This window comes from Schaalia naturae (assembly GCF_042665795.1).
GTDB classification, from domain to species: domain Bacteria; phylum Actinomycetota; class Actinomycetes; order Actinomycetales; family Actinomycetaceae; genus Pauljensenia; species Pauljensenia naturae.
This window is the reverse complement of sequence record NZ_JBHTEF010000001.1, coordinates 2,573,281-2,597,120: the sequence shown is the minus strand read 5'-3', so window position 1 is coordinate 2,597,120 and position 23,840 is coordinate 2,573,281. Positions and strand designations below refer to the sequence as shown.

21 protein-coding genes are annotated in these 23,840 nt (G+C 71.0%); 3 read left to right on the top strand and 18 right to left on the bottom strand.

The window, feature by feature from the left end; all coding sequences use genetic code 11:
• Positions 1-11 precede the first annotated feature (11 nt).
• Together ACFQWG_RS11490 and ACFQWG_RS11485 are read left to right on the top strand one after the other, a co-directional pair.
• Positions 12-572: a hypothetical protein gene (locus ACFQWG_RS11490; protein WP_380975446.1), complete on the top strand. Its 561-nt coding sequence runs from the start codon at positions 12-14 to the stop codon at positions 570-572.
• 5 nt (positions 573-577) lie between these two features.
• Positions 578-2,014, top strand: coding sequence for an FAD-dependent oxidoreductase (locus ACFQWG_RS11485; protein ID WP_380975444.1), 1,437 nt, complete (start codon positions 578-580; stop codon positions 2,012-2,014).
• Positions 2,015-2,017: 3 nt separating this feature from the next.
• Here the strand turns inward: ACFQWG_RS11485 and ACFQWG_RS11480 are convergent, their stop codons facing one another.
• From ACFQWG_RS11480 to ACFQWG_RS11400, 17 genes are all read right to left on the bottom strand, one after another.
• Positions 2,018-2,305: a ferredoxin family protein gene (locus ACFQWG_RS11480; protein WP_380975442.1), complete on the bottom strand. Its 288-nt coding sequence runs from the start codon at positions 2,303-2,305 to the stop codon at positions 2,018-2,020.
• A 15-nt stretch (positions 2,306-2,320) separates the two neighbouring features.
• Positions 2,321-3,625, bottom strand: coding sequence for an FAD-dependent oxidoreductase (locus ACFQWG_RS11475; protein ID WP_380975440.1), 1,305 nt, complete (start codon positions 3,623-3,625; stop codon positions 2,321-2,323).
• A 29-nt stretch (positions 3,626-3,654) separates the two neighbouring features.
• The gene (locus tag ACFQWG_RS11470; RefSeq protein ID WP_380975438.1) at positions 3,655-5,220 is read right to left on the bottom strand and encodes an FAD-dependent oxidoreductase; all 1,566 of its coding nucleotides are present in this window, start codon (positions 5,218-5,220) and stop codon (positions 3,655-3,657) included.
• Positions 5,217-6,131, bottom strand: coding sequence for an electron transfer flavoprotein subunit alpha/FixB family protein (locus tag ACFQWG_RS11465; protein ID WP_380975436.1), 915 nt, complete (start codon positions 6,129-6,131; stop codon positions 5,217-5,219). The genes ACFQWG_RS11470 and ACFQWG_RS11465 overlap by 4 nt, the downstream gene beginning before the upstream one ends.
• 34 nt (positions 6,132-6,165) lie before the next feature.
• Entirely contained in the window at positions 6,166-6,909 is a 744-nt protein-coding gene (locus ACFQWG_RS11460) for a hypothetical protein (RefSeq protein WP_380975434.1), read from the bottom strand.
• 186 nt (positions 6,910-7,095) lie between these two features.
• Complete coding sequence (locus ACFQWG_RS11455; RefSeq protein ID WP_380975432.1) at positions 7,096-7,839, bottom strand: response regulator; 744 nt, start codon at positions 7,837-7,839, stop codon at positions 7,096-7,098.
• Positions 7,836-9,011, bottom strand: coding sequence for a sensor histidine kinase (locus ACFQWG_RS11450; protein WP_380975430.1), 1,176 nt, complete (start codon positions 9,009-9,011; stop codon positions 7,836-7,838). Before ACFQWG_RS11450 ends, ACFQWG_RS11455 begins: the two co-directional genes overlap by 4 nt.
• Before the next feature lie 37 nt (positions 9,012-9,048).
• Positions 9,049-10,257, bottom strand: a complete 1,209-nt coding sequence (gene manA, locus ACFQWG_RS11445) for a mannose-6-phosphate isomerase, class I (RefSeq protein WP_380975428.1) — start codon at positions 10,255-10,257, stop codon at positions 9,049-9,051.
• A 48-nt stretch (positions 10,258-10,305) separates the two neighbouring features.
• Entirely contained in the window at positions 10,306-11,379 is a 1,074-nt protein-coding gene (locus tag ACFQWG_RS11440; RefSeq protein ID WP_380975426.1) for a glycoside hydrolase family 130 protein, read from the bottom strand.
• A gap of 52 nt (positions 11,380-11,431) precedes the next feature.
• Complete coding sequence (locus ACFQWG_RS11435) at positions 11,432-12,280, bottom strand: carbohydrate ABC transporter permease (protein WP_380975424.1); 849 nt, start codon at positions 12,278-12,280, stop codon at positions 11,432-11,434.
• Positions 12,277-13,191 carry a carbohydrate ABC transporter permease gene (locus tag ACFQWG_RS11430; protein ID WP_380975422.1) on the bottom strand — a complete coding sequence of 305 codons (915 nt, stop codon included), beginning with the start codon at positions 13,189-13,191 and terminating at the stop codon, positions 12,277-12,279. Before ACFQWG_RS11430 ends, ACFQWG_RS11435 begins: the two co-directional genes overlap by 4 nt.
• Before the next feature lie 76 nt (positions 13,192-13,267).
• On the bottom strand, positions 13,268-14,632 hold the full coding sequence (locus ACFQWG_RS11425; protein ID WP_380975420.1) for an ABC transporter substrate-binding protein: 1,365 nt from the start codon (positions 14,630-14,632) through the stop codon (positions 13,268-13,270).
• A 98-nt stretch (positions 14,633-14,730) separates the two neighbouring features.
• A complete protein-coding gene (locus tag ACFQWG_RS11420) occupies positions 14,731-15,759 on the bottom strand; it encodes a LacI family DNA-binding transcriptional regulator (RefSeq protein ID WP_380975418.1) in 1,029 nt (342 codons plus the stop codon).
• A gap of 73 nt (positions 15,760-15,832) precedes the next feature.
• Positions 15,833-17,296 carry an MGH1-like glycoside hydrolase domain-containing protein gene (locus tag ACFQWG_RS11415; protein ID WP_380975416.1) on the bottom strand — a complete coding sequence of 488 codons (1,464 nt, stop codon included), beginning with the start codon at positions 17,294-17,296 and terminating at the stop codon, positions 15,833-15,835.
• 147 nt (positions 17,297-17,443) lie between these two features.
• A complete protein-coding gene (locus tag ACFQWG_RS11410; RefSeq protein ID WP_380975414.1) occupies positions 17,444-19,804 on the bottom strand; it encodes an alpha/beta hydrolase-fold protein in 2,361 nt (786 codons plus the stop codon).
• Positions 19,805-19,933: 129 nt separating this feature from the next.
• Positions 19,934-20,752, bottom strand: a complete 819-nt coding sequence (locus tag ACFQWG_RS11405; RefSeq protein ID WP_380975412.1) for a hypothetical protein — start codon at positions 20,750-20,752, stop codon at positions 19,934-19,936.
• A gap of 105 nt (positions 20,753-20,857) precedes the next feature.
• Positions 20,858-21,187 carry a DUF3024 domain-containing protein gene (locus ACFQWG_RS11400; protein ID WP_291500442.1) on the bottom strand — a complete coding sequence of 110 codons (330 nt, stop codon included), beginning with the start codon at positions 21,185-21,187 and terminating at the stop codon, positions 20,858-20,860.
• 110 nt (positions 21,188-21,297) lie between these two features.
• On the opposite strand from ACFQWG_RS11400, the gene pknB reads away from it, so the two are divergent.
• A complete protein-coding gene (gene pknB / locus ACFQWG_RS11395; RefSeq protein ID WP_380975409.1) occupies positions 21,298-22,833 on the top strand; it encodes a Stk1 family PASTA domain-containing Ser/Thr kinase in 1,536 nt (511 codons plus the stop codon).
• 23 nt (positions 22,834-22,856) lie between these two features.
• Here the strand turns inward: pknB and ACFQWG_RS11390 are convergent, their stop codons facing one another.
• Positions 22,857-23,729 carry an aminotransferase class IV gene (locus ACFQWG_RS11390; RefSeq protein WP_380975407.1) on the bottom strand — a complete coding sequence of 291 codons (873 nt, stop codon included), beginning with the start codon at positions 23,727-23,729 and terminating at the stop codon, positions 22,857-22,859.
• Between the last annotated feature and the right edge of the window lie 111 nt (positions 23,730-23,840).

The following is a 23,840-nucleotide window of genomic DNA, read 5'->3' as shown; positions in this document are numbered from 1 at the left end:
GGACACGAAGGATGACGGGACTCCCGGAGTCATTGCCTCCCCCCTCTCCGGCGCTCGCCGCGATGGAGGTCGAGGCCGACCCCGCCTGCGCGCGGCTGGGCCCCCTCGGTCGGCAGGAGGTCGCGGCACGGGCCTTCGCCTACGGAGCCGCCCGCGGCCATCTGCTTCCGGAGCGTCCGTGCGCGCGCGCCGTCTCCGCCGCCGCGCGCGACCTCGGCGCCGGGATCCGCAGATCCGGCCGCGCCGCCCCGGCGGGAGTCCTGTTCTTCGGCGACTACTCGGAGAAGGACCACATGATCACGCTCTACACGGACGCCATCGGCCAGTACGCCCGGCACCTGCGCATCACCGCCGACGAGGCGGAGGCGGTCACCGTCGCCCATGAGCTGTTCCACCACCTCGAGGCCACGGGCCAGTCGGACGTGTACGCGGAGTTCGCGCTCCCCAGGTTCGCCCTCGCGGGAAGGCCCGTCGGGCGACTGAGGCCCCGGAGCGTGGCGGAGGCGGCGGCGCACGGGTTCGCCAGCGTGATCCTGGAACGGACACATCATCGGAACGAACGGGAAGGGTGACGGACATGGGAGACGGCAGGCAGACCTGGGAAGGAGAGCGGGACCGTTTACGAGCCTCGTTCGAGGTGACCGGTCCCGACAGGAGCTGGGACGTCGTCGTGCTCGGCGGCGGACCCGCGGGCACCGTCGCCGCGGTCGCGGCGGCCCGGCAGGGGGCGCGCACGCTGATCGTCGAGGAACGCGGGTTCCTGGGCGGTTCCCTGACCGGAATGGGCGTCAGCCCGATGATGACCTTCCACGCGGGCCCCACCCAGGTGGTGCGCGGAATCCCGGAGGAGATCGTGACGGAGCTGGTCGGCAACGGCTGGTCGCCCGGGCACATCGAGGACCCTGTGGGGTTCTGCTCCTCCGTCACGCCCTTCGACCCCGAGGGGCTCAAGCTCGTCCTCGACGACCTCACCGCGCGGGCGGGCGTGGACGTCCTGTTCCACGCCGCGTTCATCGGGGCGGACCAGGACGGAGGTCGCATCAGCGCCCTCCACGTCGCGACCCGGGCGGGCGTGTGGAGGATCCGCGCCTCCGTGTTCGTGGACGCGACCGGTGACGCCGCGCTGGCGGCGGGACTCGGAGTGCCCACTCTCCTCGGCAGGCCCGGGGACGGCGCCACCCAGCCGATGACGATGAACGTCCGCGTCTACGGGGTGGACACGGAGGAGCTCGACCGCTTCCAGAAAGCGAATCCGACGGAGACCAACCAGGGAGACCGTGAGAAGGTCGCCATCTCGAAGCGCTCCGGGATCTCCGGCGCCTACACGATCCTGAGGGAGGCTCGCCAGTCCGGAGAATTCCCCTACGAACGGGAGATGGTCCTGGCTTTTGAGGGGAACACCCGCGGTGAGTACACGATCAACATGTCCCGGATCGCGGGCCTCAATCCGGTCGATCCCTTCGACCTCTCCGCCGCCGAGGCGGTGGGACGGCGTCAGGTCCTGGCGACCGTCGACTTCCTGCGCAAACGCGTCCCCGGGTTCGCCAACTGCGAGGTCGCGTTCACGGGGCCGAACATCGGGGTGCGCGAGTCCCGCAAGATCGTGGGCGTCCACGTCCTCTCCGAGGAGGACCTCGTGCGCAACACGATGTTCCCCGACGCCATCGGCATGGGCGGCTATCCCATCGACCTGCACGATCCCGATGGGAGGGCAGGAACGCACTACGTGCGCCTCGCAGAGGGATCGTGGTACTCGATCCCCTACAGGAGCTGCCTCACGAACGAGATCTCGAACCTGATCGTGACCGGACGCTGCCTGTCGGCCACCCAGAACGCGCTGGCCGCCGTGAGGGTGACCCCGATCGTCATGGGCTTCAGTCAGGGCGTCGGCGTCGCCGCCGCCCAGGCCGCGCAGTCGGGGATCGACGTCCGCGCGGTCGACACCGATCGGCTCCGCGCCGCGCTCATGCGGGACGGCGTGTTCCTGGAGGAGTGGACGCCGACCGCGGACTGACGGTCACCCCTCCCGAAAGGACACGCCGAAGCCTCCCCGCGGGTAGTGCCAGGTGAGGACCCCGGCGGGAGCGACGGCCAGACAGGTCCCGCACTCGAGGCACGCCGCGTACTCGATGCCGATCGAGCCGTCGTCGTTCATCGAGTAGACGTGGGCCGGGCAGATCCTGACCAGGAGCGGGCCGCATCCGCTGGCGCGCGCCGCCTCTTGGTCGATGCCGATGTGCGACTCGTCCTCGTCCAGGTCGTAGGTGTTGCCCGCCAGCCGGGCGGGGACGCTGGGGATGTTCACGTGTCTGATCTCCTCTCACAGGGCCCGCAGGGCCGACATGCCGTCGCGGACGAGGTCGCGCAACCGGACGGGGGATCCCGCGAGCGCTCCGCGGGCCACGGACAGGAGGTGCCGGCGCGGTGTGAGGTCCAGGTCGAACATCCCGTGGAGCACGTCGGCGAGCAGCGGCCCGTAGGAGCGGTACATCCGCGGGTTCTCCATGAACGCCGGCGCCCGCCCGTAGGTCCTCAGGTCCTCCCCGACGAATCCGGCCCCGAGCTCGTCGCGATAGCGGGCCATCGACGCGGTCGAGACATCGTCCTCGCCCAACGCCTTGTCCACGACCGTGGCGGCGGCCAGAGCCGAGCCCGCCGCCAGATCCATGCCCCGGATCGTCAGCCCCGTGTTCAGGGTGAGCCCGGCGGCGTCCCCGATCAGGAGCAGGCCGGGGCGCGACAGCTCCCCGCGGGCCATGGACGGCCCGTTCTCGATCGTGAGGTGGCAGCCGTACTCGAGCAGCTCCCCGCCGCGGACGAGGGGCTCGACGGCCGGGTGCGCGAGGAAGCGGTCGTGGATGTCGGAGGAGGACAGCCCGGAGGCGATGAGGTCATCGAGGCGCAGGACCACCCCCAGGGAGAGCGACGCCTCGTTCGTGTAGAGGAACCCGCCCCCGGCCACCCCTTGCGTGCAGTCGCCGACGATCGCGTAGGCCGCTCCCTCGCCCTCGCGCAGGTGGAACCGCTCCTCGATGACGGAGGCGGGCAGGGAGACCACGGACTTCACGCCGACGGCCAGGTTCGCGTGCGGCTCGGGCGCCCGCATGCCGAGGGAGCGGGCGAGGAACGAGTTCACGCCGTCCGCGGCGATGACGACGCGGCAGCGCAGCTCCTCGTCGCCGGCGCGGATCCCGACCACGGCGCCGTCCTCGGTGAGGAGGCCGTCGACGCGGAACCCGGGCATGACGGTGACGCCCTCGGCCTCGCACTGCTCGGCGAGCCACGCGTCCAGCCGGGCGCGCAGGACTGTCACCGCGTTCGCGGGCCGGGCGAGTCGCTCGTCCCAGTAGTCGACGTTGACGAACGACGACTCGTTGAGGAAGCTCACGCAGTTGCGCGTCACCCTCCGTTCGATGGGAGCGGCCTCGGCGAATCCGGGGAACTCCTGCTCCATCACCCGGCAGTAGAAGACCCCGCCCGACAGGTTCTTCGAGCCGAGTTCCGCACCGCGGTCGATCAGCAGCACCTCGTGGCCCTGCCGGGCGAGACGGTGCGCGCACACGGTCCCGGCGACGCCGGCCCCGACGACGATGACGTCGAAGTCGACGTCCGCGTCCTCACTCATGGAATCTCCTTCATCCCCGCACCTGTGCGTCAGAGGGCGGATCGGGCGATCCTCTCGGCGATGTCGTCGGCCGCCAGCCAGCCCGAGGTGAGGGCGAATCCGTTGGCGGTGCCAGGCACGGGCAGGGAGTAGGACTCCCCGAACAGGCCGCCCGCGTCGCAGCCCACCGAGTACAGACCGGGGATCGCCTCTCCCGCCGCGTCCACGCAGCGCATGCGGTCATCGATCTTGATGCCGCCCATGGTGATCATGATGGCGGGTTCCATCTTGATCGCGTAGTAGGGGGCGCGGACGAGGGGGCGCAGATAGGCGGGATCCTTGTGGAAGCGCGGGTCCCTGCCGTCCTGGCAGTACCTGTTGTACTCGTCGACCTCGGCGGTGAGGACCTGCGCGTCGACGCCGATGGCGGAGGCCAGCTCCGCGATGGTGTCCGCTCGGAAGACGGGGAAGTCCCCGTCGACGTCGGCGGCCAGCTCCGTGGGCAGGTTCGTCAGCTTCTCGTAGTTGCGCACGTAGATCCCCAGGCCGACCTCGTTGCCGTCGGCCACCAGATGCTCGATCTGCGAGGCGTCGATGATCGACCAGTAGTAGGCGCCCGGGAGCCCGGCCACGACGTCTCCGGCGTTGCCGAAGTCCAGGCCGCAGATCTCGTTGACGAAACGGCGGCCGTCCCTGTCCACCCACAGGTAGGGCTGGAAACCTGCGACGGCCGTGTTCGAGGTCGGCGTCTTGCCGCGGACGAACGGGTTGAGCAGGGCCGTTCCGATCGACTCGAAGGGGACGGCGCCGGCCTCGAACATCATGGCGAGCCCGTCGCCCGTGTTACCCGGATTGCCGATGTTGATGAGGTGCTCGCCCACGGGGTTGCGCGCGTAGGTGTTGAACATCTCCGGGTTGGCGGCGTACCCGCCGGTGCCCACGACGACGGCCCGCGCCCCCAGGCGAACGGACTGGCCGTCGGCGTCCTGCGCCTCGACTCCCGCGATCCGCCCGTCGCGGGTGAGGAGGCGTTTCGCCGGAGTCTGCAGGAAGACGTCGACCCCTCTCCGACGGGCTTCCGCCTCCAGCACGTCGAGCACGTGGGCGACCTCCCCCTCGGGGATGTGCCACGTCACGAGCTCATTCGGCTGGTCGGGAGCGGTGACGATGACCTCCTCGTAGATGATGCCCAGGTCCTTGAGCTTCCTGATCGTCGTGGCCGCGTTGTCGACGAAGCGCGAGACGATGGACGGGTCGGCGCGCCAGTGGCTGTAGTCCATCAGTGTGTTGAAGCCCTGGTCCTTCGTCACCTCGATCCCGCGGCTGATCTGCTCCTCCGACTCGAAGGCCGCGTGTCCCTCGGCGAAGGCCGAGGACCCTCCGATGTGCTCCATCTTCTCCAGGACCGCGACCCGCAGCCCCTTTCCGGCGGCCTCGACCGCCGCGGACAGGCCCGATGCGCCCGACCCGATGACGACGACGTCGTAGTCGGCGTCGAGCTCTGTGGCGTCTGTTGCGCTCATGATGGTGTTCTCCTTGATCGTTCTCTGCGGCGGCGACGCCGCGGGCTGGTGAGGGGCGGACGGGGTGCCGATGCCCGGATCGGTGCGCGTCACCGGGTCGCGAGCTGTTCCCCCAGGCGGGGCAGGATCTCGTAGAGGTCTCCGACGATCCCGTAGTCAGCGCGCGAGAAGATGGGCGCATCGGGATCGGAGTTGACGGCGACGACGGTCCTGGCATCCCGGATGCCCTCCAGATGCTGAGGAGCCCCGGAGATCCCGACCGCCATATACAGGCGCGGGGAGACGTGCTGGCCCGACCTCCCGATGTAGTCCTCCTTCGGCAGCCACCCCAGGTCGTCGGCGACGGGCATGGAGCATCCCACCTCCGCGTCCAGGGCGGAGGCGAGGTCGCGGACCAGGGCGAGGTCGTCGCGCTGCCTGAGCCCGCGCCCCACCGAGACGATCCGGGAGGCGTCGGCGACGCCGGTCCCGGCTCCGGCCGCGTCCTCGACGGACACGCGGACGATCCCGTTGCCGGCGAGATCCGCGGTGTCCAGGGAGCCGGGGCGTCCCGCAGCCGGGGCAGGCGCGTCCGAGGGGTCGACGAACAGGCACAGCGGCGCCGCGGAACGGAGGGTGGCGACGACGCGTCCCGACAGGCCGGACCGTTCGATCTCGGCGCCCCCGTCGGAGAGGGGCCTCACGGCGAGGACCCCGTCGACGGTCCCGGCCCCCAGCCGCGCGGCGATCGCGCCGAGCAGGGCGCGCCCCCCGCTGGTCGGCGCCGCGACGACGATCCGGGGCCCCTCCTGCGCCACGAGCTCCGCGGCGGAGGAGGCCAGGGCCTCCACGGGCAGGTCGCCCGGATCGGCCCAGCGGGTCTCCGCGCCCGTCCGGGCGGCGGTCTCCGCGAGATCGCGCGGGCCGACGGCGAGCACGGCCGCCGAGTCCGCCAGGTCGCCCAGCGCCTTCCGCGCGGCCCCGATCTGCCGGTCCCCGTCGACGAGGATCCATATCGTGTTCATTGTCTGCGTTCCTCCAGGTCGTGGTCGGGTTCGCTCACAGGACGCCGTCGGCGCGCAGAGCCGCGACGAGGGCGGTGGCGGCCTGGGCGGGATCCCCTTGGAAGATCCGGGCCGTGTGCCCGGCTGGCGGGCGCGACGCCACCTCCTCGAACCGGTCGGAGGCCGGAGCGGCGATGTCAGCGGCGGGGACCTTCTCGACGGGGCGCTTGCGCGCGGCCAGCAGCTCCTTCATGCCGGGGGTCCTCTTCTCCGCGGAGGCCGCCGCCACGGCGACGAGGGCGGGCGCGTCGACCGCGAGCGTCTCGACGCGGCTGCCGTTGGTGCGCCGGGCTTCCAGACGGCGTGTGCCTTCCCCAGCGATCCCGACGCTGTCGACGTGCAGCAGGGCGGGGACGCCGAGCAGGGCTGCGAGGGTGCCGGCGACGCCCGGGTTCTCCGCCATGTCTCCCATCACGACGACGTCGACGGGGGCGGCGCGCCGGACGGCGGCGGCCAGCGCGGCGGCGGTCGACGCGTCGTCGAGCAGGGCGGGCGCGTCCGCCACGGACACGACCCGCGCCGCTCCGCGCGCGAGCGCCCAGCTCGGGTCGCCGTCCCCCAGGGTGATGCCGACGACCTGACCGCCGGTGGCGGCGGCCAGGGCAGTCGCCGCGGCGATCGCGGCCGCGTCGTCGTCACTGGGCGTGTTCTTCGCGCCCCTCCAGTCGACCGAGCCGTCTGCCCGGACCGCAGCGTCCTGCGGGTCGCGCGACCACTTGAACACGATGGCGACGTCCATGCGCAGCTGTCTCCTCCGAACGGGTGAATGCGGGGCCGGCCGGCGCGTGGTCCGCGCCGGTCCCCTTGGATGCCTCCAGTGTCCGGCGCCCCGACGTCGCGCCACCAGCGCCCTTCGGAGCCTGGGAGTAGCCGAAGGTCTACCTGGCCGGGGACCGAGGTCCCATCGGGGGAGGCGCCGCTCGGATCAGTCGACGATCCCGTCGCGCAGGGCGCGCACCGCGACCTGGACCCTGTTCTTGAGGTGGAGTTTGACCATCACGCTGCCCAGGTGCTTCTTGACCGTCGCCTCGGAGACGTGCAGGGCGTCGGCGATCTCCTCGTTGGACAGCCCGTCGACGAGGAGCGTGAGGACGTCCTTCTCGCGTGAGGTGAGGTTCGCGGAAGGAGCCTGGCGGGGATCGTGGGGGGAGCGCAGACCGAGTTCTCCCAGAGCCATGTTCGCGGCGGCGCTGGAGAGGACCGTCTCCCCGCGCATGACGCCCTGGAGATTCGCGTGCAGCCGTTCGGCCGGCTCGTCCTTTCCCAAGTAGCCCCACGCCCCGACGCGCAGCGCCTGGAAGAGGTCCTCGCCCAGCCCCGACACGGTCAGCATGACGACGCGTACGCGGCGGTCCCGCGCGCAGATCCGGCGGGTCGCCTCGATGCCGTCGACGTCCTCCATGCGGACGTCCATGAGGATGAGGTCCGGTTCGAGTCGGCGCGCCTCACGGATACCCTCCCGGCCCGAGCCGACGCTGCCGACGACCTCGAAATCGTCCCACCGTGCGATGAGCGACTCGAGGCCCTGGCGGAACAGCGTGTGGTCGTCGACGATGAGGACCGTCGCCGCCCTGGCGGGCCGCTCCACGGGCCGCGGGTCCGGCAGCCCGTCCGCGCCCACCCTGGGCGGTCGCGGCGTCCCGGGGGACGAGGGCGTCCCGCCCGTCATGACCGCACCCCCAGCATCGGCACCGGATGCGTCGGCGCCTCGGCGCGGACGACCGTCCCTCCGCCCTCCGCGGTCGACACGTCGAGCGAGCCGTCGATCTGGGCGAGCCGCTCGCGCATGATCAGGAGTCCCAGCCTCGACTCGGTGACCTGTTCGGGGTCGAACCCGCATCCGTCGTCGCGGATCTCCATGCGGACCCGCGTGCTCGCGATGTCGAGGACGACGCCGACCTGGCGGGCGCGCGCGTGCACGGCGACGTTGTTGAGGGCCTCCTGGAGGACGTGCGCCATCTGCGAGGCGACCGCCAGCGGGACGGAACGGTCCGGCCCGTGGGCCTCCAGGGTGACCGGGATGTCCGTGCGCGAGGTGAACTGGTCGAGGTGCCGGCGGGCCTGCTCGAGCAGCCCGGAGTCCGCGATGTCGGCCTCCTGCCTCAGGCCCAGCATGTGCCCGCGCAGCTCCCCCTGCACGGTGTCGACGAGGACGCCCATGCGCGCGACGTCCTCCTCGAGCGCCTCCCGGTCGCCGGCGCCGATGTCGAGGCGCAGCGCTCCCAGGGCGAGCCCGACGGCCGCCACGTCCTGGGAGAGATCGGCGTGGAGCTCGTCGCCCAGCCGCCGCCTCTCGTCGAGGCAGCCCAGCTCGCGTTCCCGCGCCCGGATGCGGTGCGCCTCGAGGAAGTGGCCGAAGACCCGGCCGACGCCCGCCAGGAAGTCCGCCGTGCGCGCGTCGAGGGACCGTTCGCCGTCGAAGGCCAGGAGCACGGCACCGAGGTGCCGGCTGTTCGCATGGAGGGAGACCACGATCCCCGAGGGTCCGAACCATGCCCGGAAGTCCTCGGGCAGCAGGTTCCAGGCAGGTGAGCCCACGTGCGGGCGGGCGGAGACGGGCCATTCGGCGTCGTTGACCCAGGGCGACCGCACATGCATCGCGGCGGGCATCGAGTCGAAGCCGGGCGGCAGCAGCGCGCGTTCCCCGTCGCCCACGAGGATCAGCTCGGACTCCGTGGAGTCCAGCAGGTACGTGGGAGCGAGCCTGGCGCCCGTCATCCCCTTGAGCAGGCCGATCGCGCGCCCGTAGGCGAGCGCCGGATCCTCGGAGGGGCGCAGGACGTCACACAGGCGGATCAGGTCCCGCACGCCCAACGCGCGGGTCTCGACGAGGTCGGACACCACTGAAGTGTAGGGCCGTCCGCCCGGTGGGCGGCTGTCAGGCCGAGGGGACCGTCACGATGGCGACGCGCGAGACGCCCGACAGCGCCACGGGCTCGCCGTCTCCGGCGAGGACCGCCTCACCCGGGCCGATCGACGCGCACCCGTCCCGGCCTCTCGCCCTCGTCAGCCCCTCGACGTCGAGGACGAGCATCGGCCCGTCGGGCACGCCGACTCCGACCTCGTCATACGCGCGCAGGTCCAGGATCTCCACCGCGAAGTCCCCGACGTCCATCGGAAGCGACATCCGGCAGACCCCCGGGGCCGGCCAGCGGGGCACCAGGTCGACGACCGGCGATCCCGCCGGTTCCAATGCTGCGATGCGGAGGAACTCGTCGACGTCCACGGCCTTGCCCGTCAGCCCTGCCCGCACGACGTTGTCCGAGTTCGCCATCACCTCGATGCCGAAACCCTCCAGGTAGGCGTGGACGACTCCCGGCCTCAGGCACAGCGCCTGTCCGGCCTCGACCGAGACGGGTCGGAGGAACAGGGAGGCGATCACCCCGCGGTCGCCGGGGAAGTCGCTCAGCAGCCGCCGGGCGATGGCCGGCGACCCGAGCGGGCCGCCGGACCGGGCGTCCTCGTCGCCGGTGGCCGGCGGCTCCTGCGCGGCGAGCTCCCCCAGAGCGTGGGCGGCGAGGTCCGCCTCCAGCGTGAGGACCATGCGCAGGCCGACGTGCAGGGCCAGCGTCTCATCCTTGATGCGCTCCATGCGCAGGCGGACCGGCGACAGCGAGGGGAGGCGCGAGAGGTCTCCGATCACCTCGTCACGGGTGCGCGTCCCGGCGAGCGCTCGCACGGGCGCGAGGGCGAGCAGCGCCTCGGGCTTGGCATCCTGGTCCGGGTAGGGGTGCGCGTGCCTCTGGGCGCTCGCCTGCGCGACCTGCTCGCGCGTGGGATGCGCCTGGATCGACAGGCCGCGCCTCGCCGCGAGCAGCTTGACGAGGAACGGGAACCGCCCGCGCGAGGACCGGGCGACCCGGGTGCCCAGGATCGCCTCCGGGTCCCCGTCGACGCGGTCTCCGAGCGGGAGCGGCGCGTCGGTCCCCCCGCCGCCGACGGTGACGGAGGGCGAGGACCCATGCGGGTGCGCGCCGAACCACAGCTCGGCCAGCGGGCGGTCCTGCCGCTCGCGTCCCAGGAACTCGGGGATCACCGAGGGCGAACCCCAGTCGTAGTACTGCGGGACTCCGGTCAGTCTGAGCACGGTGCCGCCATCCTTTCCTCTCTTCTCCACCGGCCGTCCGGGGTGCCGTCACGGCACCCGGTCCAGCCTGGCCACCCCGATCGCCGTGTCCGCCATGCCGTAGAACACGTGGTCCACGCCGTCGATGGCGGCGATCGCCGTGGGGAAGACGACATTGGAGACGATGCCGGTGGTCTCCTCGGCGACCTCGGGCTCGAGCAGGGGCTCCGAGGTGCGGGCCAGGACCGTCGAGGGGTCGTCCCCGTCCAGGACCATCGCGCCTGCCGCATAGCGGACCGACTTCTGGGGGGTGAAGGCGGATCCCCTGATCTCTCCGGCCACGCCGTGGTGGATGAGCAGCCACCCCTCCTCGGTGCGCACCGGAGCGGGCCCGGCTCCGATCTTCGACTCCTCCCAGGGGTACCTCGGCAAGGCCACCGAGCGGTGTCCGGACATCCGGACGAGGGTGCGGATGTCGCGCCGGACCTCGTCCAGGGGCGCGTACGAGATCCAGATCCCGGGACGCTCGTCGGCGAGCCCCATCGGCATGGGCGGCCGGTCATGAGGCCGGACGAACGAGAGATCCCACATCGGTCGGTGCAGCATGGCGATCGACGCGCGTCCATCCGGTCCCCTCACCGGCTCGGGCAGGATCACCACATCTTTGTTGGGGAAGAGGTTGAGATCGGTGTTCAGGTCGTCCTCGTACCCGAAGAGCACGGGCCCCAGGCGCCTCCACGAGCGCCCGTCCCGGGAGACCGCGAGCGCGGGGCGCGGGCCTGTCGGTCCGAAGGCGACGTAGGACAAGACGTTGAGCCGCAGCGCCTCCACCCAGGTGTTGCGCGGGTCCTCGACCCCGCCGTGGCGGGTGCCGTGCTCCCAACCGCGGTCCGCGCTCAGGGCGATGCCCTGGCGCTCGACCCCGGTGGGGATCCCGTCGGTGACGACCAGCCGGGCCCGGCCGATGCGCGAGATGTTGTGGGCGGCGACCAGCCGCGGCAGAAGGACCAGCCCGTCCTCCGGGTCGAGGACGATCGCTGGGTTGAGGACCCCCTCGGCCTCCATCGGACCCCCCGAGGGCGTCATCACGACGCCCTCGCGGGTGAGGGAGTAGGGGATGATGGGAAGGTGGGCAGCCGGCATCGGTCGCTTCTCCTGGTGGATGGTGGGGTGGGACCCGATCGGCCTGGGCGTGTCAGCCCTTGACGGCCCCGAGGACCCCGTTGACGAGGTAGCGCTGGATGAAGAGGTAGCCGAGGACGAGCGGCGCTGCGACGATCAGGGTGGCGGCGGCCAACAGCGTCCAGTCGTTCGAGTACGTCCCTTTGAAGGCGAACAACCCGGCCGAGATCGGGAACTTCGACTGGTCCGCGAAGAGGACCGTCGCGAGGATGATCTCGTTCCAGATCCACACCGCCTGCAGGATGAAGGCGGTCATCAGGGCCGGCCGGCCCAGAGGCGCCACGAAGCGGAAGAGGTAGGACCAGTAGCCGACGCCGTCGAGGGCGGCGGCCTCGTCCAGTTCTCTGGGGATCGATTGCACGAATCCGGAGAACAAGAGGGGGCCGATCCCGACCCCCACGCCGACCATGAGGATGTAGCCCAGTTCGGTGTTGTACAGGTGCAGGCGCAGCAGCAGCTGGAACTGCGTCATGAGGGCGTTGGGCAGGAAGAGGACCAGGACGAAGAGCGTGTTCCAGAGCCTGCCGCCTCCGATGTAGCCCCTCGCGACGGGAAACCCCATGACGAGCGCGATGAAGGTCCCGATCGTGGCGCCCGCCACCGTGTAGAGGACCGTGTTGAGGAAGTAGGACCCGAAGTCGCCTTTCTGCCAGGCCTCCGCGAAGTTCCCCCAGGCGACGTGGCGCACGATGCCGACCGGGCTCGCGATGAACTCCGGGTAGCTCTTGAGCGCCGTGTTGACGAGGTAGAGCAGAGGGAACAGGAAGAGGACGAGGATCAGGGCGACGAAGACGTAGAGGTACCACGGCGCGGCCGTGACGCGGTGGCGCGCGCGGACGGGACGGGCGGTCTGGCCGTTCACCTCTGCTCCCTTCTGCGCAGGTACCACATCGTGATCAGCGTGACGACGCCGACCAGGACGAACTGGACCATCGAGATGGCCGCCGCGTATCCCTGCGATTGGGTCAGCGTGGTGCCCGAGCGTCCGCCGAACGCCTGCATGTAGACCTGCAGGGACAGCACCTGCGTCCCCTTCTTGTCCGGACCCGTCAGGACGTAGGTCAGCTGGTAGCTCTGCATCGCGTTGACGACCCCCAGCAGGACGTTCGCCGTCACCGTGGGCGCCAGCAGCGGCATCGTGATGTGGTGGAACGTCTGCCACCCGGAGGCGCCGTCGATGCTGGACACCTCGTAGAGCTCGTCCGGGATGGCCTGGAGGCCCGAGAGGAAGATGATCACCGAGGTTCCGCAGGTCATCCACACCTGGACGAAGATCACGAGGTAGAGCGCGATCGACTGGTCCCCCAGAAGGGCCGAGTCCGAGCCGAACGCGCGGATGACCGACTGGATCGGGCCTCCCGAGGTGTTGAACATCAACGACCACACGAGTGCCGTCACCGTCACCCCCAGCACCGTCGGCATGAAGACGACGGCGCGATAGATGTTGCGCCCGCGCAGATGGGCGTTGTTGAGCAGGACGGCGATGCCCAGGGCGAGGGTGATCTGCAGGATCGTGGAGCCCGCCGCATAGACCAGGGTGTTCTTCAGCGCGTTGAGGTTGTCGGCGCGGTGGCCGGCGCCGAAGTAGTCCTGGTAGTTCTGCAGTCCCACGAAGTGGATGGGCAGGTAGTCCGCCTGTCTGAGGTCCGTCAGCGAGGCGACCACCACCCCGGCGGCCGGGACGAAGGCGAAGATCGCGAGGACCGCGAGTCCGACGCCGAAGGACGTGCGCAGGCCCGCTCGGGTGGGGAATGGGTAGCTCTTGGTGTTCACCGTGCCTCCTCAGGGGCGGGCGGGCGACGGGTGGCGCCCGCCCGCCCCGCCCGCCGATGGCGCTGTCGACCGAGGATCAGAATCCCGCGGCCCATGCCGTCTGCGCCGCCTGAGCCGCCTCCTCGGCGCTCAAGGTCCCCAGGGGCGACAGAGCCGGGTAGTTGAACGGGTAGACGGCGTCCTCGCCGGCCTTGGTGTTGGCGATCCACAGCGTGTCCCAGGCCGGCTGGTACGTGCTCGTGTAGTCGGCGATGGAGGTGAGGAACTCACTGGCCTTGATGTCGGGCTGCGCCGCGGAGAACCCGGACTCGTCCACGAAGGTCGCGTAGTTCGTCGGGTCGGAGAAGAACTCCAGCCAGGCCAGGGCGGCCTCTTGGTTCTTCGACGAGGACGGGACTGCCAGCTGCAGCTCGATCTTCCCGTCCAGGAGCGCGTTGTCCGCAGCGTCGTCGGAGCCGGGGAACGGGAAGTACCCGTAGTCGAACGCGCCGTCGACCGCCGTGTCGATCGTCGGCTGGTTCCAGGTGCCGTCGGGCAGCATCGCGAAGTCCCCGCGGGCGAAGGCGGCCGGCATGTCGTCGTAGCCTGCGCCGGAGAAGTTGGCCTGCGCGTTGTCGAAGACGGTCTGGGTCTTCTCCAGGATCTCCTGGAGGTCGGGATCCGTCAGAGAGGCCTTCTGCGTCCACAGATCCTCGACGAGCCCCTGCTTGTCCTCCAGCGTCGGGAAGGCGGAGGCGACGTTGCCCAGCATGACGAGTCCGGCGGGCCAGGTGTCCTTGCCGCCGAGCCCGAAGGGGGTGACCCCCCTGCCCGTGAGGGTGGACATCACGTTCTGGAGCTCGGCCCAGGTCGTGGGCACGGACAGCCCGTTGTCCTTGAAGATCTGCTTGTTGTAGTAGACCCCGGTCGAATAGCTCAGGCCAGTCGGCACGGCGTACTGCTTGCCGCCGATGGCCTGGGCGTCCAGCACCGAGGGCGTGTAGTTCTTCATGAACGGCTCGTCCGTGAGATCGACGAGCGCGCCGGCCTGGGCCATCAAGACGTCGTCAGACGTCGCGTCCTTCGCGTACTCGGGGACCTCCACGAAGCTCTTCACGACCATGATGTCGACGGATCCCGCCGACAGCTGAGCGGACTTGGTCGCCGGATAGGTGTCATTCGGGACGGAGGTGATGGTGGCGTCCACGTCGGGGTACTTCTGCATGAACGCGTCGTTGATCGCGTTGAAGGCGGCGTCGGAGGCCGAGGCCGAGGAGACGAGGATGTTGAGCGAGCCCGAGGGCTGCGAGCCGTCGTCCGCCCCGCCGCCGGACGCCGCGCCCGAGGACCCGTCATCCGATCCGCCGCCGCAAGCGGCCAGGCTCCCGGCCATCGACAGGCAGGCGACGCCCGCGACGAGGGCGCGGGGAATCCGGCTCCCACGCCGTGATGTGTGTGTCATGAGGGACTCCTTTGTCTTACCGAAGCGTTTCGGTACACGCGATGCTACCACCGTCGAACGATATGCGAGTGCGATCGAAGGCGGTTCCGCCAGCGGGGTCAGCGCGCTGGCGCCGCAGTCGATTCCCTGATCACCGGCCGTGCCGGAGCGATCGACCGGTCCTCGACGCCGCCCATCTCGATGAGGTCCAACAGCATGCGGGCAGCGGTCGATCCCAACAGGCGCGGGTCCGTGGAGGCCGTGGTCAGCCGTGGCCGGATGTAGGTCCCCAGCGCGATCCCGTCGAAGCCCGTCACCGACACGTCGAGGGGCACGCGCAGCCCGATGTCCTGGCATTCCCGAACGAAACCGGTCGCCATCAGGTCGTTCGCGCACACGACAGCGGTCGGCGCATCCGGGGAGCCCATCAGCGCATCGGCGGCGGCCTCACCGCTGCGGTAGCCGAAGTCGCCCTCGTACAAAGGCCCCCTGGGAAGTCCCGCCTCCTCGAGGGCGCGCTGCCACGCGATCATGCGCTGCGTGGAGTGGATGTACCCCCCGGGACCCGAGACATGCGCGATCCTCGTGTGCCCCAGGCCGATCAGATGGCGCGTGAGGGCGCCGATCGCCCGGGAGGCGTCCTGCCGCACGGCAGGCAGGGGGAAGTCGGGATCGGCGTTGACGGCGACGGCTGGGAGGCGGAGCTCCTGCATGAGCCCGATCCGCGGATCCCCGTGGCGGATGTCGTCGATGAACACGCCATCGACGCGCAAGTTCGCGGCCATGGACCGGAAGTGCCGCTCCGTCTCCTCCGGCGTCGTGCTCATCTGGAGGACCAGGGCGTAGCCCCGCGGCTCGATCTCCCCGACGACGCCCCCCATGAACGCGCCGAAGAAGGGGTCGGCCTCGAGGATGTCCAGGTCGCGCTGGACGACCAGGCCGACCTGGAAGGCGCGGTTGGACGAGAGGCTGCGACCGCGCAGCGAGGGGACGTACCCCAGGTCGCCGGCGATCCCGAGGATCCGTTCGCGCGTGGCGTCGGAGACCCCGGGACGCCCGTTCAGCGCGGCGGAGGCGGAGCTGATCGCGACACCCGCCTTCCGCGCGACGTCGATGATCGTCGTTCGCCGCGCATCCCTCGGGGCCATGGCGCCATGGTATCCGCCGACAACGCCGCTCGGAGCACGTGGGCGGATGGCCCCCGCGCGTCCGCCCCTGGCCTCATCCGGCCTGGCCCGACAGGACGATCTCGACGGAGTGCTCGCCGACGAGCGTCGTCGGGATCGCCGCCCGGTCGTGGGCCACCGCGTCGACCGCCACAGACCTGACATGGCTTCCGGACCCTCTGATCACGACCGTGAGGGTCGCCCCACGATAGCGGAACCCAGTCAGAGTGACGTCGCCCCAGCCTGCGGGCAGCATCGGCGCGAAGTGGAGACCCGTCTGGTCGTAGCGCATGCCGAACAGGCCGGAATGGATCATGTCGAGGTAGGCGGTCGCCGACCATGTCTGCGCGGTCGCCGAATCCCAGTGGCGACCGGTCTGCCATCCGCCGTCCACCGCTCCCGTCGACGCGTTGTAGATCTCCCAGAACCCGCCGCTCGCGCTCGCCAGCTGCGCCAGGTCCCTGGTCTCGGCCGCGAAGACGCCGGTGGCGCCCGCCTTGGCGGCCGCCCGCGCCCACAGGCCCTGCACGAGCGGCCAGATCATCGCGTTGTGCCTCCCGGGCCTCGCCTCGGGGTAGCGGGCGAAGGCCGGGAAGACGTCCGGCATCCCCCAGTTCGTCTCGGCGGCGTTGGTGAGGATCGATCGCGTCCGCTCCCTGTCGGCGAGGCCGAACAGGATCGCAAAGGCCAGCCCGCTTCCCTCCTGGTGCTCATCCGGCGTGCCGTCCGCCAGGATCGCATACCGGTAGAGGCCGGTCCGCGGGTTCCAGAGATTCGCGGCGATCGCCGTCGCGACGGCCTCCGCCCTGGCGAGGTAGCCGTCCACGACCGCGGGGGGCTCTCCGAGCGTCCGCGCCATGTCCGCGGCTCTGGTGTAGGCCGCGTGGTAGAGCGCGTTCGTGCTGAGGTGCATGGACGAGTTGACGCCGTCGTAGTCGAAGGAGGCGGATCCGCTCGACTCCGGACCCCCGATCTCGGCCTCCGAGTACCCGGCGACGCCGTCATTGAAGAACGCGGGTCCGGTGAACAGCCCGTGGACCGGGTCGAGGGTGTGGGACACAGCCGACTCGCGGATCCTCAGGGTGTTCCGCGTCGCTTCGTAGGCGGAGCGCAGGAACTCTCGGTCCCCTGTGACGAGGTAGTGGTTCCAGGCGGCGACCACCCACACCACCTGGTCCCATGTCTGCTCGTCCTGCTGGACGCGGAGCCTCCCGGATGCGTCACGGTCCACCACGGCCCACAGCGTGTTGCGGGCGTGGTCGGGGAGCAGGGCACTGGTCGCGTTCCACGAGTTGATCGAGGCGTCGCGCGTCCAGGGTTGGTCGTAACCGCCGCCGGCCTGGATGAACGTGCCCAGGCCCAGGTCCATGAGGCCGGACCTGTTGTACACGGTCGGGTCGAAGGCGACGGTGTTCGACACGAGGTTGCCGATCGCCATGTCATAGGCCGCCCCGTACAGCATCTGGCTGTCGGGGTCGTCAAAGGCGAGCGTGGGCGCGCGGAACCCGTCTGCCGACATGATGGTCTCCTGGGCACTCGGGAGCGGCGCGGTCGATCCGGAGATGGCGGGCGTCGCCCACGCCGGCGGCCGCCCCCGAGATCAGTATGCCGATCCTCGCCGCGGCCGGGGCGCCGATGCCGCCGGGGATCCCGGCGCCCTTTCCGGTCAGTCGCGTCCCGCGCCGCGGCGGACGACGGTGAACATGGCCGCGCCGAGCAGCAGAGCGAGCGCGAGGGCGGCCGCGACCAGCAGGCCCGGTCCGTCGACGCCCGTCGAGGCCAGGTCCTCCGGCGCGGTCGTCTCCGCCGGGGACGAGGGGCCGGACGAAGGGTCGCCGGAGGGGTTGGACGGGCTGCCTGGCGAGACCGTCTCCGACGGGCCCGGAGAGGCCGCGGCGGCGACGGGGACGGCCTCCGAGGCGCGGGTCTCCGGCGCGTACCCCCGTTTCGTGCCCGTGACCGAGAACCGGACCTCTGTGCCGGAGTCCGCGTCGGTGACCACGTGGGTGCTGGTGACGGCGGCCAGCTCCGCGAGGGTGAGGGGGTTCCCCTCGTCGTCCGAGGGCGTCACCGGATCACCCACCGGTTCGCCGTCCGCCAACCATTGGCCGGTGACCGTCATCGCCGGATCCCAGGTCCCGAACGACGCGGTGAGCGTCGTCCCCGCCGGGACCGCGTCCCCCTGCCCGCCAGCGGCGCGAGCCTGGGATGCGGCGCCCTTCGCGCCGGCGTCGACGCTGATCTCCGGGGCGGACTGGCGCGCGGCCGCTGCGGATGCTCCGCCGTGCGCGAGCACCTCGGTGAAGAGGTTGCCGCGCGTGGAGGCCGCGGTGGCGGAGTCAGCCAGGGGGGTGGCGCCGTCGGGGGCGTGGTCGGCGACCCACTGGGCGACCTCCGCCATGTAGGCCGGGAAACTGAGCCCGTTGTAGTACCCGCCGTGGATCGCGCCGGGGATGACCGTCACGTCCGCCCAGTCCGCGCCCCCCAATTCCTCGACGGCCTGTTTGAACAGATTCACACCGCCGTCGAGATAGTAGTTGTCGTGGGATCCCACTGAGACATGGATGCGGCCCTCGAGCGCCTCGCCGAGACCGGAGGCCGAGTCCCAGTTCGTCTTCACGTAGTCCGTGAGGTCCATCGGCGCCCACAGCGCGGCCGTGTCGGTGTCGATCGTGCCGTCCTCCTTCTCCCAGGGATCCAGCGGGTAGCCGTTGGCCCCCTGGACGCCGTAGACGGCGTTCCAGATGTCCCATTGGTCGAAGGAGCGGGAGTTGGTGCCCAGGGCGAGTTCGAAGCGGTTCTCCTCCGGCATGGTCACAGTGACCCGCTCGGTGTCGCCGTCGAAGTCGCGCCATGAGCCCAGAGGCGTTCCGTCCTCCGCGAAGTAGGCGTTGCCTCCTCCGTAGAGGTCGATCTGCTGGTGGGCGTGGAAGTCCAGGGAGTCCGGGTAGTACGACCACGTCGACCCGAAGACGTCGGGCCGGAAGACCAGAGACGCCAGCGACACCCACCCGCCGGTGGATCCGCCGTCCACGACGCGCGCATAGGGCTCGGCGACGGTGTTGAAGTCCTCGTCGATCGCGGGGATCAGCTCGTCGGCGATCGCGTCCCCCCATGGCCCCACATTCGCCGAGTTCACCCCGTAGGCGTCGTCGTAGAAGGGGGACTCCTGACGGATCGTCACGGTGATGAAGCCGTCGACCTGCTGGCCTCGGTAGGCGCCCCGGCCGCCCGGCCAGTGCCCCTGGTTGTAGATCACCGGGTAGCGGGTCTGCTCGTCGTCGGGATCGTAGCCGGCAGGCAGGGTGATGTTCGCGCCGATGTACATGTCACGGCCCCAGAAGTCGCTGAGCGCCTCGCTGCGGATCTTGACATGCTTGACGGTGTCCGTGTCGGCGTAGTTGCCCTGCTGGCATCCGCCGGTCTCGGCGGAGGTGTCCGGCATCGGAACCGTGTCGTCCAGCACCAGGTCGATGGTCTGATCGCCCCCGGTCACGACGATGTCGGTCGCCTGCCCCAGCAGGTTGCCCGGAGTGTCCCAGAACCAGCCGCCGTCGCCGCACGGGAAGTGGAGCTTGACCGTCGAGCCGTCGCCGCGCGTGACGGTCTCGTAGATGTTGAAGAACGGCCGGACCGTGTACGTGCCCGCGGGGAGATCGTCGAGGGACTCGTACGGCCAGCCGTACACGCCCGTGTCCGACTCGTCGGCTCCGCCCCCCGAAAGGGTGACCTCGCTCCCCGCGGTCGCACCGTCCAGGTTCTCGCCGAAGACCATCGTGTCTCCCGTGACGTCGCCCGCCGAATCCAGCGGGTCCTCGCCCACGGGAGCGACCAGGACGTAGACCCGGCCGTCGAGGCCATCGGCCGGGATCGCCCCGGAGTCCTCCCCGGGAAAGGCGACGGTGACGCCCAGGCCTCCTGTCCCGCCATCCGTTCCATCGGCGGACGAGGCCGCAGGGCCCCCCGCCATCGCGAGCGCGCACGCGATCGCCGCCGCGCACACCGACCTGCCTGCGCCGTAGCCCATGGGGAGTCCTCTCCGACCTGCTGTGTTGATGGGCCACAGACTATGTGTATACCTGCATTTGACATAGGGTGGCTCGAAGCGTGGACACGGCGTCCCACCCCGTGCCGCCCGACGCGAGGCGATTCCCGCTCACCCCTGCCCCTCGCCCGGCGACTCCCTCGCGCGGACGACGGGCGCCCCGTCCGGACCGACGACCTCGCGGTCCCCCACCGGCGAGCTCAGATCGATGCCGACCAGGGCGATCTGCCCGTCGTCGGCGTCGGCGCAGCGCGCGGGGACGGGCTCGCCGATCCCGTACCGGTCCAGGTGGACCCAGCGCCCGAAGCCGACGACGATGAGGTCGGCCTCCTCCCGAACGGCCAGTTCGACCGCGGGGCAGTCCGCACTCACCCGGCCCGGATAGCGCACGACCAGATCGACTCCTTCCGGCGGCGCCGAGCGCAGGGCGACGCCGTCCGGGTACCGCCCGCCCACCCCGTCCGCCAGGTGCCACATGTAGGCCGGGAGGCGCTCCTCGTCATCCACGGGCATCCACAGATCTGGCGCCGTGGTGACCGAGACGGCGTCCTCCTCCGGCGGGGGCTCCTCCTCGCCCGACTGCGCGGCCAGACCGAGCCCATCGGGCACCAACGACACCCGGTCGCTCCCGAGATATCCGACGGGCCTGTACCCCCAGGTCAGCCGCACGTCACGCCCGCGTTCATCCGCCTCCCGGCGCTGGACGGCCCCACGGGCGAGCACAGTCCCCGCCGCCAGGATCGCGATCAGCGCGAACGCGGCCCCCACGCGCCATCCCCGAAGCTGCGGCGCGCCTGGGACAGGGTCCGCCGGGCGGCGGAACCGCCACGCCATCGTGCGCCTCCACGCGGAACGCGGCGCGATCAGCACCCACAGCGCGTAAGCGCCGGTCACCGCCAGGATGATGACCACCCATGTCGTCACACTCACGTCGTCACCCCCGTTGGGACGAGTCGCACCGGATTCCGCCCAGCATAGAGGGGCGATGGACCCCTCGGCCGGGTTCGCGGATCGGGCAGCGCCCTCGGGGAGGGCCTATCCCCAGAAGACCGGATCCTTCGTCGTCGTCAGGAAGTCGAGCAGCGACCGGACGTCACGGGCCGGCAGCTTCTCGTAGTGGTGGAACCTCCCGGACCGGTCGACCCAGTGCAGGCGCCACAGCCCCGTCTTCTTCGAGTAGCGCAGGCGCGCGACCGGCTCCGCCGTCGCCTTCTGGCCCTCCCGCCAGGGGGCGTGCCGCTTGATGATGACGACATGCTTGTCGTCGACCTCCATGTCCAGCCGCACCCGCTCGGGCGATTCGTCGGACACCCACGCCTCGCACCATCGGCGGATATGGACGAGGTCTTCTTCGGGCACTGCCATAGCCCCATTGTGCCCACAAATCGCCGACCCGGCGCACACCACGGTGCCGGGCGGGCCCGATCCCGGCATCTCCCGTTCGCGCCGGCCTTGAGCGCTGGGACAATGGCTGTGTGGAGACGGATCATCTGCTGGCAGGACGCTACGAGGTGCGCGAACTCATCGGGCGAGGAGGAATGGCCCAGGTGCGCCGGGGCTTCGACACCCGGCTCAACCGCGATGTGGCGATCAAGGTGCTGCGCACCGAGCTGGCACGGGACTCCGTCTTCCAGGAGAGGTTTCGCCGCGAGGCCCACGCCGCGGCCTCGCTCAACCACCCGAACATCGTCGCGGTCTACGACACCGGCGCGGACCCGATGGGGGACGAGGGCGGAGCGGGCAGCCGGTCCGTGTCCCTCCCCTACATCGTCATGGAGTACGTCCGGGGCCGCACCGTCAAGCAGGCGCTGACCGAGGACGGCGCCCCGCGCCCCGCGGAGGCCGTGCGGATCATCGCCGGTGTGCTCGCCGCCCTGGAGTGCGCCCACGCCGCCGGGGTGATCCACCGCGACATCAAGCCGGGCAACATCATGGTGGGGGCGGACGGCTCCGTGAAGGTGATGGACTTCGGCATCGCGCGCGTCCTGGACACCACCGACGACGCGCTCACCCAGACGAACGCCGTGGTGGGAACCGCGCAGTACTTGTCCCCCGAGCAGGCGCGCGGGGAGCAGGTCGATGCCCGCTCCGACCTGTACGCGACCGGCGTGGTGCTCTTCGAGCTCCTCACGGGCCGTCCCCCCTTCACCGGGGAGTCCCCCCTGGACGTCGCCTACCAGCACGTGTCCGCCCAGCCGCCCGTCCCGTCCTCGATCGATCCGGGCATCCCTCCGGCGCTGGACCAGGTCGTCCTGCGGGCGCTGACCAAGGACCGCGAATCGCGCTACCAGACGGCTCGGGAGATGCGCGCGGACCTTCTGCGCGCCGCCAGCGGACAGCCGGTCAGCACCCGGACCGCCGAGATCGCGGCCGTGGCGGCGACGACCGCGGGCATGGCCGCGGCGACGTCCCCGCTCCCGGACCCCGGCGAGTCCGGGGGCACAGGCGTCATGACGGCGCCGGCCCGTCCGGACCGCCGACGCCTGGCGCTCATCATTCTCGCGGCGGTGCTGGCCGTGACGGTGGTCGGCGGGCTCATCGCGTGGGCCCTCAGCCGCTCCGACGCGGAACTGGTGGCCGTGCCCGATGTGATCGGACAGACGCAGTCGCAGGCCGAGGCCGCTCTGAAGGCGCAGGGCCTGACGGTGGGGGATGTCGCGACCGTCGACGGGTCCTCCCAGGAGGAGGGCCGCGTCGACTCGACCGATCCCTCCGCCGGGATCAGCGTCGAGAAGGGCACGCCGGTGGCTCTCAGGATCTCCTCGGGCGAGGAGCCGTCAGCCCCGTCCTCGTCCACGCCGGTCCCGACGAGGACGGGGACCCCCGAACCCGACGAGACGGCGACGCCGGGCTCCACCCCCACGCCGACGACCCGCCCGACCACCACCCCGACACCGACGCCCACGCCGACCACCACCCCGACGCCGACCGCCACCCCGACGCCGAACGACGGCGGTACCGGGGGAGACGGCGCCGGCGGCGGAGGCACGCAGAGCGGGGAGGGGGAATAGGCGCGGATCGCCGTCCCCTCGCCTCACTCGGTGCGGGCCAGCAGGGCCTCATTCATCGCGTCGGTCAGGCCGTGGTCGACGGAGAGCGCGCGGCCGTCCAGGGTACGGATCGGCGCGATCAGCCTGCTCGACGACGCCAGCCACAGGGCGTCGGCCTGTTCGAGGGCCTCCGCCCGCAGCAGCGCCTCGCCTGTGGCGAAACCGCGGCGGCCGAGGTATTCGAAGGCGGACCCCTGCGTCGTCCCGCGCAGGACGCCCTGCGCGGTCGCCGGCGTCCACATGCGGGTCCCGAACCTCGCCAGGAGCGAGGAGCTCGGCCCTTCCAGCACATAGCCGTCCGAGCTGGTGAACAGGACGTCGTCGGCGCCGCGGCGCGCCGCCTCACGCAGCGCGGCCTTGTTGACCGCATAGGACAGCGTCTTCGCGCCGGCCAGCAGCCATGGCGCCCGCGCGGCGATGTCATGGGGGAACCCGCGGTCCAGCGTCACCACGTCGATGCCCTCGCGGCGTTCGCGCGAGTGGTCGGGATTGGGGAAGGCGACCACCCAGCAGGTGCACGAGGGCGGCGCCGCGTCCTCGATGCCGCGCGTGACGACGACCTTGACCAGCAGCTCATGAGCCTGGCCCGCCCGGTACTCGGCGTCCGCGACCCGACGTGCGGCCTGTCCGATCAGCTCGAGGTCCACGGGCGGCAGGTCCATCATCGCGGCGGAATTCGCCAGCCGGCGCAGATGGGGGCCGACGGCCTGGGGGCGCCCGTCGACGACGGTGAGGACCTCGAACACGCCGTCGCCGCGCGTCACGCCCAGATCGAGCACGGAGACCTGAGGGATGTCCGCATCGACGGCCACCAGTTGGGGATCACGATCGGGATACACGCGCAGGCACACAGTCATACCGCCACGTTACCGGCCTGCGGCCACCGCGGCACCGGAGTCCATCCGCTCCCGCCGCCGATGGCAGCGGCCACGCGGAGCCGATGCCGGGAGCATGGCGGAGCCCCGTCG